7 protein-coding genes are annotated in these 12,904 nt (G+C 64.7%); 4 read left to right on the forward strand and 3 right to left on the reverse strand.

Annotated features, from left to right (window positions below):
- The first annotated feature begins 21 nt into the window (after positions 1-21).
- Complete coding sequence (locus tag ACFP9U_RS10480) at positions 22-2,016, forward strand: BCCT family transporter (RefSeq protein ID WP_378621179.1); 1,995 nt, start codon at positions 22-24, stop codon at positions 2,014-2,016.
- A 167-nt stretch (positions 2,017-2,183) separates the two neighbouring features.
- Here ACFP9U_RS10480 and ACFP9U_RS10485 read toward each other — a convergent pair whose 3' ends face one another.
- The 3 genes from ACFP9U_RS10485 to ACFP9U_RS10495 form a co-directional block, all read right to left on the reverse strand.
- Positions 2,184-5,405 carry an efflux RND transporter permease subunit gene (locus ACFP9U_RS10485; protein ID WP_378621181.1) on the reverse strand — a complete coding sequence of 1,074 codons (3,222 nt, stop codon included), beginning with the start codon at positions 5,403-5,405 and terminating at the stop codon, positions 2,184-2,186.
- Between the two features lie 130 nt (positions 5,406-5,535).
- Entirely contained in the window at positions 5,536-6,753 is a 1,218-nt protein-coding gene (locus ACFP9U_RS10490; RefSeq protein WP_378621182.1) for an efflux RND transporter periplasmic adaptor subunit, read from the reverse strand.
- Between the two features lie 31 nt (positions 6,754-6,784).
- Positions 6,785-7,612, reverse strand: coding sequence for an alpha/beta hydrolase (locus ACFP9U_RS10495; protein WP_378621188.1), 828 nt, complete (start codon positions 7,610-7,612; stop codon positions 6,785-6,787).
- A 183-nt stretch (positions 7,613-7,795) separates the two neighbouring features.
- Here ACFP9U_RS10495 and ACFP9U_RS10500 point away from each other — a divergent pair, with 183 nt between their 5' ends.
- The 3 genes from ACFP9U_RS10500 (at position 7,796) to ACFP9U_RS10510 (ending at position 12,801) form a co-directional block, all read left to right on the forward strand.
- Positions 7,796-8,842, forward strand: coding sequence for a LysR family transcriptional regulator (locus ACFP9U_RS10500; protein WP_378621184.1), 1,047 nt, complete (start codon positions 7,796-7,798; stop codon positions 8,840-8,842).
- 35 nt (positions 8,843-8,877) lie between these two features.
- The gene (locus ACFP9U_RS10505; RefSeq protein WP_378621185.1) at positions 8,878-9,729 is read left to right on the forward strand and encodes a helix-turn-helix transcriptional regulator; all 852 of its coding nucleotides are present in this window, start codon (positions 8,878-8,880) and stop codon (positions 9,727-9,729) included.
- 102 nt (positions 9,730-9,831) lie between these two features.
- The gene (locus ACFP9U_RS10510) at positions 9,832-12,801 is read left to right on the forward strand and encodes a xanthine dehydrogenase family protein molybdopterin-binding subunit (RefSeq protein WP_378621187.1); all 2,970 of its coding nucleotides are present in this window, start codon (positions 9,832-9,834) and stop codon (positions 12,799-12,801) included.
- The last annotated feature ends 103 nt before the right edge of the window (positions 12,802-12,904 follow it).

Raw genomic sequence — 12,904 nt, forward strand, 5'->3', positions numbered from 1 at the left:
TTGAAGGGGGATCAACGCACAATGCTGAAATCATTCGTCATCAACCCGCCGGTCTTCTTCGGTTCGGTTCTGATCATCGGCTTCTTCCTCGCCATCGGCATCGTCATGCCTGAACAGGCCGACGCGATGTTCGGTGCGCTCCAGTCGGCGATCCTGGATGCTTTCGGTTGGCTTTATCTGTTGTCGGTCGGCATCTTTCTGGCGACCGTTCTCCTGCTGTGCCTGGGGAACTACGGCCAACTGAAGCTGGGACCGGATGACTCCACGCCGGATTTCCGGTTCATCTCGTGGATCGCCATGCTGTTCGCGGCAGGCATGGGTATCGGCCTGATGTTCTACGCGGTCGGTGAACCGATGACCCATTTCATGCGCCCGCCAAAAGCTGAACCGCGCTCGATCGAGGCGACACGCGAGGCGATGTCGGTAACCTTTTTCCACTGGGGTATCCATGCCTGGGGGATCTACGCCGTGGTGGGGCTGTCGCTCGCCTATTTCGGCTACCGTTACAATCTGCCCCTGACGATCCGTTCGGGGCTTTATCCGCTGCTCAAGGAGCGCATCAACGGTCCCATCGGGCATGCGGTCGACATCTTCGCCATCGTCGGCACGATGTTCGGGATTGCCACCTCGCTCGGACTTGGCGTCAGTCAGATCAACGCCGGCCTCAACTACCTTGTCGGTTTGCCGATGGGGCCGCAAGTCCAGCTGCCCTTGATTGCTCTGGTCACGGCACTGGCGACGGTTTCGGTCGTGACAGGCCTCGACAAGGGCATACGTATCCTCTCCGAGAGCAATCTCGTTGTTGCCGTTCTTCTGATGCTTTTCGTGCTGGTCGTGGGGCCAACCGCGAGCCTCTTTCGCGACTTTGTCCAGAATATCGGCCTCTACCTCGACACTCTGGTACTGCGCACGTTCAACATCTATGCCTACGAACCGACGCCATGGATCGACGGCTGGACACTCTTCTACTGGGCCTGGTGGATTTCCTGGTCGCCGTTCGTCGGGATGTTCATAGCCCGCATATCGCGTGGCCGCACGGTTCGTGAATTCATCGTCGCGGTGTTGTTCATTCCTGCTGGTTTCACCTTCTTCTGGATGACGGTCTTCGGCAACACGGCGATCTATATCGATACGGGTGTTGCCGCTGGCGCATTGGGCGCGGCAGTTGCCGACGATGTGTCAGTGGGGCTTTTCCAATTCTTCGAATATCTGCCCTTTTCGGGGCTGACGTCGACATTGGCCGTCATCCTGGTGGCCGTCTTTTTCGTAACCTCATCGGATTCCGGATCCCTGGTGATCGATTCCATTGCGGCTGGCGGAGAGACGGAAACGACAACCGGACAGCGTGTCTTCTGGTGTGTCCTTGAAGGACTGGTCGCGGCGAGCTTGCTGCTGGCGGGTGGACTGGGTGCGTTGCAGTCGGCGACGATTGCCAGTGCGCTGCCGTTTACTTTCGTCGTGCTCACCCTGGTCTTGGCGTTGGTGCAGGGCATGCGCGCCGACCTGGCACAGCAGCACGCAAATGCGGTTTCACCTCTGTCTCCGCCCGCGCAACCTGCTGCAGGTTTGACCTGGCAGCGCAGGCTCGCGCTCATGCTCCATGCGCCAAGCCAGAAGGAAGTCGAGCGCTTCATTGCCGACGAGGTGCGGCCGGCTCTCGAACAGATCGCCAAGGAACTCTGCAATCGCGGCCGCGAGACGGTTGTGCAGGAGGAAGAAAACGGAGCTGTTGCCCTGCGCTCGCATGCCGATGGGGTTCGTGACTTCGTCTACGGTGTCTTTCCGAACAAGGACCGGCTGCCGCTGTTGTCGGGACATCGCGCCGGCAAACCACAGTTCCGATACGAGGCCAAGACCTACTTCGCCAGCGGCGCGCGCGGATATGACGTCATGGGAATGGCCCGCGACCAGTTGATTGCCGATATTCTCGCTCAGTTCGAACGGTACCTCAATCTGGTTCAATCCCACGAATCCCAACTGGTGCAAGCCGCGCCGGAGCATACGGTCGAGGCCTAGGCAATCCCAGGGAAAGTGGAAGCCGGTTTTCCGCCCGGAATTGCGCGGAATCAAACGGTTAGATCGTACGGACCGGATGCCCGGCTTAAAGAAATGACAATGCGCGCGGACACCCAGTCCGCGCGCATTGTCCGGGGCAGGGTACCCCTCCGACCGGCCACGGCCGGTCAGAGTTGATGTGCGGCCGGCTGGTCGCGAAGATCTTCCTCCTGTCCGCCATGAACGACGGGAATGGTGGCCTCGCCGGTGCGCTTCAGCGGCCGGTTGCCTGACAGCGCGCGCAACAGAACGTAGAAGACCGGCGTCAGGAAAATGCCGAAGAGGGTGACGCCGATCATGCCGGCGAAGACGGCGATGCCCATGGCATTGCGCATCTCCGCGCCCGCGCCGGTGGAGAACACCAGCGGCACCACGCCCATGATGAAGGCCAGCGAGGTCATGAGGATCGGCCTGAGCCGGAGCCTCGCCGCCTCCACCGCCGCGTCCTTGGGCGTCAGCCCGGCGAATTCGAGCTCGCGTGCGAACTCGACGATCAGGATCGCGTTCTTGGCGGAAAGGCCGACGAGCACGATGAGGCCGATCTGGGTGAAGATGTTGTTGTCGCCGCCGGTGAGCCACACGCCCGTCAGCGCAGACAGGATGCCCATCGGCACGATCATGATGATCGCCAGCGGCAGCGCCAGGCTTTCATAGAGCGCCGCGAGCACCAGGAACACCAGGAGAAGGGCCAGCGGGAAGATGATCACCCCCGAATTGCCGGCCAGGATCTGCTGGTAGGTGAGGTCCGTCCACTCGAAGCTGATGCCGGGCGGCAGCGTTTCCGCCGCGATCCGCTCGACGGCGGCCTGCGCCTCGCCGGAGGAATAACCCGGTGCCGGCCCGCCATTGATGTCGGCGGCCAGGAAGCCGTTGTAGCGCATCGCCCGTTCCGGCCCGGCGCTCTGCTCGACGTCGAGCAGTGCGGAGAGCGGGATCATCTCGCCCGACTGCGACCGCACTTCCAGCTTGCCGATATCCTCCGCGCGGCCGCGGTAGGGCGCGTCGGCCTGCACGCGCACGGAGTATGTCCGGCCGAACTGGTTGAAGTCGTTGACGTAGAGCGAGCCCAGATAGATCTGCAGCGTGTCGAAGACGTCGGTCACCGCCACGCCGAGTTGGTGCGCCTTGGTGCGGTCGAGATCGGCATAGAGCTGCGGGACGTTGATCTGGTAGCTGGAGAAGAGGTCGGTCAGCTCGGGCGCCTGGTAGGCCTCGGCGAGGAACGCCTTGGTTGCCGCGTCAAGCGCTTCGTAACCCAACCCGTTGCGATCCTCGATCTGCAGCTTGAAACCGCCGATCGTACCGAGCCCCTGCACCGGCGGCGGAGGGAACATGGCGATGAACGCCTCCTGGATGCCGGCGAACCTCTGGTTGAGCTGCATGGCGATGGCGCCGCCCGAAAGCTCCGGCGTCGTCCGCTCCTCGAAGGGCTTCAGCGAGAGGAAGACGATGCCGGCGTTGGAGCTATTGGTGAAGCCGTTGATCGACAGGCCGGGGAAGGAGATGGCGCTTTCCACGCCCGGCTGTTCCAGCGCGATGTCGCCCATGCGCCGGATCACATCCTCGGTGCGGTCGAGCGTGGCGCCGTCTGGAAGCTGGGCGAAACCCACGAGATACTGCTTGTCCTGTGCCGGCACGAAACCGCCCGGAACCTTGTTGAAGACGAACACCGTGGCGCCCACCAGCACGAGGTAGAGCCCCATGATCAGCGTCTTGCGCGAAAGGATGCTGTGCACACCGCCGCTATAGGCATTGGAGCTGGCGCCGAAGGCGCGGTTGAAGCCGCGGAAAAACCAGCCGAAGAGGCGGTCGATGAGACGGGTCAGCCAGTCCTTCGGCGCATCGTGGCCGCGCAGAAGCATGGCTGCCAGCGCCGGCGACAGCGTCAGCGAGTTGAAGGCGGAGATGACGGTCGAAATCGCAATGGTGAGCGCGAACTGCCGGTAGAACTGCCCTGTAAGACCCGAGATGAAGGCGAGCGGCACGAAGACGGCCACCAGCACCAGCGCGATGGCGACGATCGGGCCGGAAACCTCCCGCATGGCGCGGTAGGTCGCATCGCGCGGCGACAGCCCCTCCTCGATGTTGCGTTCGACATTCTCCACCACGACAATGGCGTCGTCGACCACGATGCCGATGGCCAGCACCAGGCCGAAGAGGCTGAGCGCGTTGATCGAGAAGCCGAAGACGTAGAGCACCGCGAATGTGCCGATGATGGAGACGGGGACGGCCACCAGCGGGATGATCGAGGCGCGCCAGGTCTGCAGGAAGACGATGACGACGAGGACCACGAGCGCGATCGCCTCGAGCAGCGTGTGCACCACCGCGTCGATCGAGGCGCGGACGAACTGCGTCGTGTCGTAGACGATGCGATATTCCACGCCCTCCGGCATGGTCTGCTGCAACTCGTCCATTACCGTCTGGATATCGTCGGAGATCTGGATGGCGTTGGAGTTCGGCGCCTGGAAAATGCCGATGGCCACGGCCGGCTTGTTGTCGAGCAGCGAGCGCAGCGCATATTCGGCCGAGCCGAGCTCGATGCGGGCGATGTCGCGCAGCCGCGTGACCTCGCCGGCAGTTCCCGTCTTGACGATGATGTCGCCGAACTGCTCCGGGGTTCTGAGACGTCCCTGCGCGTTGACCGAAAGCTGCAGGTCGACGCCGGGCATGCTGGGCGCGCCGCCCACCACGCCGGCGGCGGCCTGGATATTCTGCTCACGGATCGAGGCGACCACTTCGTTTGCCGAAAGCCCGCGCTCCGCGATCTTCTGCGGGTCGAGCCAGACGCGCATGGAATAGTCACCCGAGCCGAAGACCTGCACCTGGCCGACACCTTCGATGCGTGCCAGCCGGTCCTTCACCTTGAGCACCGCGTAGTTGCGCAAATAGGTGATATCATAGCGGTCGTTGGGCGAGAGCAGGTGCACGACCATGGTGAGATCGGGCGAGCTCTTGACCGTGGTTATGCCGAGCCGCCGCACCTCCTCGGGCAGGCGCGGCTCGGCCTGTGCGACGCGGTTCTGCACGAGCTGCTGCGCCCTGTCGGGATCCGTGCCGAGCTTGAAGGTGACGGTGAGCGTCATCAGCCCGTCCGTCGTGCCCTGGCTCGACATGTAAAGCATATCCTCGACGCCGTTGATGGCCTCCTCGATGGGCGTTGCCACCGTCTCGGCGATCACCTTGGGATTGGCCCCCGGATACTGCGCGCGCACCACGATGGAGGGCGGAACGACTTCCGGGTATTCGGAGATCGGAAGCACCCTCAGGCCCAGCAGGCCGGCGACCAGGATCAGGATCGAAAGCACACCGGCAAAGACCGGGCGGTCGACAAAAAATTGCGAAATATTCATCGGTATCCGCCCTTTCACAAAGCGGGATTGAAAAGTGAACTGACAAAGCCGGACATCTCATCGCGTCCCCGATCCAGCTGGGTGGGGGCGCGACAGAACGCCGGCAGTTCCGTGTTTCCAGCTACCGCCGCTACTGCAGCCCCGAATCCGCACCGGCGACGGTCTGCTCGGCGGGTGACATGGCGACTTGCTGCGGATCCACCAGAGCGCCGGGACGAACCCGCTGCAGGCCGTTCACGACGATGCGCTCGCCGGCATCGAGGCCGTCAGCGACTATGCGCAGGCCTTCGGCCGTCGGCCCCAGCGTCACCTGGCGGTAGGCGATCTTGTTCTCGTCATCGACCACCAGCACGAACCTCTTGTCCTGGTCGGTTCCGACGGCGCGCTCGCTGATGACGAGCTCGGGCCGTGGATTCGGCTGGCCGAGGCGCACGCGGACGAACTGCCCCGGGATCAAGCGGCCTTCGGGATTGTCGAAGACGGCCCTGACGCGGATGGTGCCGCTCTCCGTGTCGACCGCGTTGTCGATGAACTGAAGCTTGCCCTGGATCGGCGCGCCCCCGGCCGCGGTGATCTCGACCGGGATCTGTTCGATGTCGGGTACGCCGGAAGGACCGGACGGAAGCTCGGCCAGAACGCGCGAGACGGAATCCTCGTCCACGTCGAAGCTTGCATGGATCGGATCGACCGAGACGAGGCTGGTGAGCACCGGGGAATTCGCACCGGCCGCGACGAGGTTGCCCTCCGTGATCTCGAACTTGCCGGCGCGGCCGGAGATCGGCGCACGGATTTCCGTGTAGCCGAGGTCGAGCCGCGCGGCCTGCAATGCGGCTTCGGCCGATCTCAAGCTTGCCTCGGCCTCGTGATAGGCGCTGAGCCTCTGGTCGAGGTCGCTTTGCGAGACCGTGCGGTTTTCCGCGAGCTTGCGCCCGCGTTCGAGCTCGAGCCGGGCGAGTTCCACCCGCGCCTTGGCGGCCGCGACCACCGCTTCCGCCTGCGCGACGGCCGCGGCATACGGTGCTGGGTCGATGGAGACGAGGAGGTCGCCTTCCGTGACGAGCGCCCCCTCGCGGAAATGCACGGCCTGGATCGCGCCGGCCACGCGCGAGCGAAGCTGAACACGGTCGACCGCCTCCAGCCGGCCTGAGAATTCTTGCCAGGTCATGACCGCCTGCGGCTCCACGACCGCAACGGAGACGGGCACGGCCTGAGGTGCCTCGGGCGCAGCCGACTCGGCTTTCGCGCCCAGTACCTGGAACGAATTGATGGCCAGCACACCGGCCGACATCGAGACGACAAGGGTCAGGCCGGCGCCCCAGAGGAGCCGGCGAACGGCATTCTTCTTCATCGATAATCTCCTAGAGGCCTATAAGGCCGGATCAGGTTGAGGGCTTCGCTTGAACGGAGAAGGCTCCTGTTTCTTGGAAGAACTTCGCAAAAAGGGTGCGGATGGCTTGTCTCCACTTTGGCCGGCTCTCCGCCGGTCCCGAATAGGAGGCGGGCCATCCCGTCGGCCCGGGCAACACATGTTCACTGACGCGCACGCCCGCCTGACGCAGGCGGCACGCGTAATTCAGGCTCTCATCACGCATCGGGTCGTCTTCGGCGGTGACGATGAGCGCCGGGGCAAGGCTTGCCAGGCGCGCACTGAAGGCCGGCACGGCATAGGGGTGACAGGCATTGGCGGCAAAACCCAGGTAGCGGTTCCAGCCTTCGGTCCAGCGGCAGCCCCTGGGATTGGTGCTTTCCCTGCGGAAGGAGCCCGTGGCCATGCACGGATCGAGCATGGGGGAGAGCAGGATCTGGCCATCAAGACCGCCGACGCACCGGTCGCGCGCCTTCAATGCAAGGCCTGCGGCGAGATTGCCGCCAGCCTCCTCGCCCGCCACATAGAGGGCCGATTTCGGACCCGCCAGTCTCGCACGGAGGCGGTAGAGGGAACCCAACAGCTCGAAGGCCAGTTCGAGCGCCCTTGGAAAAGGATGCTCGATGGCCCGTGAATAGTCGGGCGCGACGACCACTGCGCCGGCTTCGGCCAGCACAGCGGCTACGCTGTGTCCTTCCGCCGGCGATCCGCCGAGAAAGGTGCCGCCATGCAGATGCAGCACGAGCGGTGGAGCCTTCTCGGGCGATGCGCCGCGATAGATGCGCACCGGCACAGAGCAGGCTTCGCTCTCCAGCACGTCCTCTGTCCAGCTCACATGCATCTGTCCGGCTTCCCTCAATACGCATCTTCTTGCACACCCCTCCTGACAGCATCCTGTCGGGAGCCGATATGCCGGCGCCATGCCCGCGCCACAGATGGACATCATTCCTGCCTGGAAAAAGCCCTTGGTTTATGACTTCACTATTTCTATTTGTGAACAATTGAGCACCAGCAGGAGATCGCCATGGATCAGCTCGCCGCCATGCGCACTTTCGTCCGGGTCGTCGAGACCGGCAGTTTCACGCGGGCATCGGAGATGCTCGCCGTACCGAAGGCGACGGTCACCAAGCTGGTCCAGGGGCTCGAGGCGCATTTGCGCACCAAGCTTCTCAACCGGACCACCCGCCGCGTTCTTATTACCCCCGACGGGGCACTCTATTATGACAGGGCCGTGCGCCTGCTGGCCGAAATCGACGAACTCGACAGCAGCATGGCGAGCTCACAGCGCCTGCCCAAGGGAAAGCTCCGGGTGGAGATGTCGGGGGCCATCGCCAACCTGATCCTCATCCCCGAACTCTGCGCATTCCATAACCGGTACCCCGACATCCAGCTCGACCTCGGCATTTCCGACCGGCCGGTGGACATTCTGGGCGAAAATGTGGATTGCGCCATTCGCGGCGGCGAAATCGCCGACCAGTCGTTGATCGCCCGGCGTGTTTCCGCCATCAGCTTCGTGACCTGCGCTGCGCCCGGTTACCTGGAACGGTTCGGTGCGCCGCAACATCCGCTGGATCTGGAGCGGGACCACCACATTGTGAGTTTCTTCCAGGCGCAGACGGGGCGGCAACAGCCCTTCCTTTTCAGGCGGGAAGACGAGGAGGTGGAGGTGCACGGGCGCTACATCGTCTCGGCAAACGAAGCGATCACCTACATCACCGCGGCAAAGGCCGGCGCAGGCATCGTCCAGGCACCTCTTTTCATGGCAAGGGACGCGTTTGCCGACGGCAGCCTGCAGCCGGTGCTGTCCGAATGGACGCGGGAGCCGATGCCGCTTTTCGTCGTCTATCCCCCCAACCGGCATCTGAGCAATAAGCTGCGTGTCTTCGTCGACTGGATCGCCGATCTCCTGGCAAATTCCGGAATCGAGGCCGACCCTGCCGCCGTGCTCGGACAGCCGAGCGAGGACGCATGGAGAGGATTGCACGAGCAGGGGTGGCCGGGTGGAGGCGGAGGACTGAAAGGCCGGAAAGAAAGAGGCGGACCGCCGCGGGTCCGCGGATTTTCGTCTTAATTGCATTTTGCGCGATAAAATGGCTAAAACAATCCATGTCGGATGCTCTGCGGATCGCGAGAGGCCCCTTCGGTCGGGTGGCGCTTCTGGATATGGACCGCCCGTTGGTGCGCCATGCGCATCCGCATTGCCATGTCCTGTTGAAGGTGGAGGGGGCGGACACGCAGTTTCAGGTGCGCGACGGCACCGCACCCCTGACGGACGAGAATGCCGTCCTCATCAACGCCTGGGAGCCGCACGCCTACCATCACGATCCCGCGCAGCCGAAAACCGTGATCCTCGCGCTCTATATCGAACCGCACTGGCTCGCGCACTTCCGGGCCAATTGGATGGCCAGCAACGCACCGGATTTCTTCGACAGGAACGCGGGCGCCATTACGCCGGAAATCCGGCGGAAAACGGACCTGCTCGCCGCCACCATGGTCTATGCGCCGGAGGAGACGGGGACGCATGAGGAACTGCTCGGCCAGCTCATGATCGCGGTGATCGAGCGGTTCACCGCCTGGCGAGGGCTACCGCATTCCGTCCGCAGCCTAGCCGGCAGGATGACCATGGACCACCGGATCAGGAAAGCCGTGAGGCGCATCCAGAGCGCGCCCGGCGAAGTCGACGACATGACGGCGCTGGCACGCGAGGTCGGTCTTTCACGGGCGCACTTCTTCCGCCTCTTCGAAACGAGCATCGGCGTCAGCCCGCGCGTCTATCTGAATGTCCAACGCATCGAGCGGGCCGTCGAGCAGGTGGTGGAGAGCGACGCGACATTTGCCTCCATCGGCGAGAGCCTGGGCTTCTCGGTACCGGCGCATTTCTCCAGGTTCTTCCATGATCACGCGGGTTCCTCGCCCAGCGCCTTCCGCAAGGTGACCCACCTTGCGGCACGAATTTGAGACTCCTCGGTAAGTCGTAAGACTGCGCGGTATCGCGGTTGCGCATCGCCTGCGCGATGAGCGCACGAGGCGCCGTTCGTGCTTGGCGCCGGGGAGGAGTCGATGAACGAAACCGCAAATGCGGCGGGTCTGGTCGGACGTTCCGTGCCGCGTGTGGAGGACGCCGCGCTGCTGACGGGGCGCGGCCGTTATCTCGACGATTTGCCGACGAGCCGGAACACGGCAGAAGCCGCGATCTTGCGCTCCCCTCATGCCCACGCCGAGATCCGTTCGATCGATGTCGCGCACGCCCGCAAGACGGAAGGAGTCTTGGCGGTCCTGACCGGCGAGGACGTGGCGGCACTGACGCGCAGCCTCACCGTCGGCGTCAAGGCCAACGTGGACTGCTGGCCGATAGCGCGCGACAGGGTGCGCTATGTGGGCGAGCCGGTTGCGATCGTCGTCGCCGAAAACCGCTATCTCGCCGAAGACGCGCTCGACCTGATCGAGGTCGACTATGAGATCCTACCGGTGGTGGTCGATCCTGTTGCCGCCCTTTCAGAAGACGCCGCACTGCTTCATCCATCGCTCGGCAGCAACTGCATCAGCGAGCGGCGCTTCCGCTATGGCGATCCCGAGGCGGCTTTTGCCAGCGCCCCGCACCGCATCGCCGTCGATGTCTCCTATCCGCGTAATTCCTGCACGCCGATCGAAACCTACGGCGTGATCGCCGAATACGATCCCGGCGAGGATGCCTATGACGTCACGGCCAACTTCCAGGGGCCGTTTTCCATCCATGCGGTCCTCGCCCGCGCCCTGAAGGTTCCGGGAAACCGCATGCGCCTCAGGACGCCGCCTGATTCCGGCGGTTCCTTCGGCGTCAAGCAGGGCGTGTTCGTCTATGTCGTGCTTGCCGCCGTAGCCGCGCGCGTTGCCGGCCGGCCTGTCAAATGGGTCGAGGACAGGCTCGAGCATCTGATGGCCTCGGTCTCGGCGACGGGGCGCGTCACGCGCCTGGAAGCGGCGGTGGAGGCCGACGGCCGGATCACCGCGCTCTCCTGGGACCAGATCGAGGATTGCGGTGCCCATCTGCGCGCGCCTGAACCGGCAACGCTCTACCGCATGCACGGTAACATGACGGGCGCCTATGCCATTCAAAACGTCGCCATACACAACCGGGTCGTCCTGACCAACAAGACGCCGACCGGCCTCAATCGCGGCTTCGGTGGCCCGCAGGTCTATTACCCGCTGGAACGGCTCGTTCACCGCATCGCCGACGCGCTCGGTCTCGACCGGCTTGACGTGATCCGCCGCAATCTCGTGCCCTCGGGTGCCTTTCCATACCGCACGGCAACGGGCGCGCTGCTCGATTCCGGCGACTACCCGGCCGCGCTCGAGGCGGCGGTAGCCGATGGCGGCTATGCCGCGCTTGTCGAAAAGCGCGACCGTGCCCGCGCGGAGGGTAGGCTCTACGGCATCGGCCTTGCCGCAGCGGTCGAACCCAGTGTCTCCAACATGGGCTACATCACCACCGCTCTCACGCCCGAGGAGCGCGCCAAGGCCGGTCCCAAGAACGGCGCGCAGGCTGTCGCCACCGTCGGCATCGATCCCCTCGGTTCGGTCACGGTCAAGGTGGCCTCCACCCCGCAAGGGCAGGGGCACCGTACGGTGCTCGCCCAGGTGGTGGCCGAGCGTCTGGGCCTGCCGCTCGACGCCGTCCGCGTGAACACGGAGCTCGATACGGGGCGGGATGCCTGGTCCATCGCCTCCGGCAACTATTCGAGCCGCTTCGCGGCCGCCGTCGCGGGCACCGCGAAGCTCGCCGCCGACCGGATCCGCGCGCGGCTTGCCGCCATTGCCGCAAGCCAGCTCAACGTCGAGGCCGGCCAGGTCGACTTTGCCGGAGGGCGCATTTTCGACCGCAACAATCCCGATAACGGGATTTCCTTCAGCCGTGTCGCCGCCGCAAGCCACTGGGCGCCCGGCACGTTGCCGGACGGTCTCGGCCACACGATCCGGGAAACGGTGTTCTGGACGCCGGAGCAGCTCGAGGCGCCGACGCCGGAGGACGGGATCAACTCTTCGCTTTGCCACGGCTTCATCTTCGATTTCTGTGGCGTCGAGATCGACCGCGTCACGGGTGCGGTCCGCATCGACAAATACGTCACCATGCACGACTGCGGCCGCATCCTGCATCCCGGCATGGTCGAGGGGCAGGTGAGGGGGGCTTTCGCCCAGGGGCTCGGCGCCGCGCTTTTCGAGGAATACGCCTACGGCGATGACGGCGCGTTCCTGTCCGGCACGCTGGCCGACTACCTGATGCCGACGGTGATGGAGACGCCGGAACCGCTGATCCTGCATTACGAGAGCCCGTCGCCCTTCACGCCGCTCGGTGCGAAGGGCGTGGGCGAGGGCAACTGCATGTCGACGCCGGTCTGCGTCGCCAATGCGATCGCCGACGCCACCGGGGCCGTCGACCTCACGCTGCCGCTCTCACCTGGCCGGATCGGCGAATTGATCTTCGGCGAGGAGAAGCAATCCTCGGCTCCCGAGGCAGTGCAGGCGCAAGAGGCGGGACGCCCGGGCGAACGGCAATTGACCGGCGAGGGCAGCGCGACGGTGGCTGCGTCTCGCGAGGCGGTGTGGCGGATGCTGCTCGATCCGGCAACGCTCGAAGCGATCATCCCCGGCGCTCATGGCGTCGAGAAGGTCAGCGACACGCATTTTCGCGCCGACGTCACGCTCGGGGTCGGGCCGGTCAAGGGGCGCTACAAGGCCGAGATCAAGCTCTCCGACATGGTCGAGCCCGAATCCGTGACGCTGAGCGGCTCCACCAGGGGCGCGCTCGGCTCCGGCAACGGTGTCGGGCACATCACCCTTGCGGAAGATGAGGGGCGGACCATCGTGTCCTACCGGTACGAGGCCGGGATCGGCGGCAAGGTCGCATCCGTCGGCGGTCGCCTGCTCGACGGCGCGGCGCGCGTGGTGATCGGCCAGTTCTTTCAGGCGCTGGCACGCCATGCCGGCGGCGGTTCTGCCGGCCGTCAAGGCCTGCTTGCCCGTCTCAAGGCCTATCTCGGAGGGCGTGCATGAAGCCGCCCGCGTTCGATTTCCTGCGCCCGGACAGCCTCGAGGAAGCGCTGGAGGCGCTCGCCAGGTTCGGCGCCGACGCGCGCGTGATCGCCGGCGGGCAATC

Source organism: Nitratireductor sp. GCM10026969, assembly GCF_042660605.1.
GTDB lineage: Bacteria > Pseudomonadota > Alphaproteobacteria > Rhizobiales > Rhizobiaceae > Chelativorans.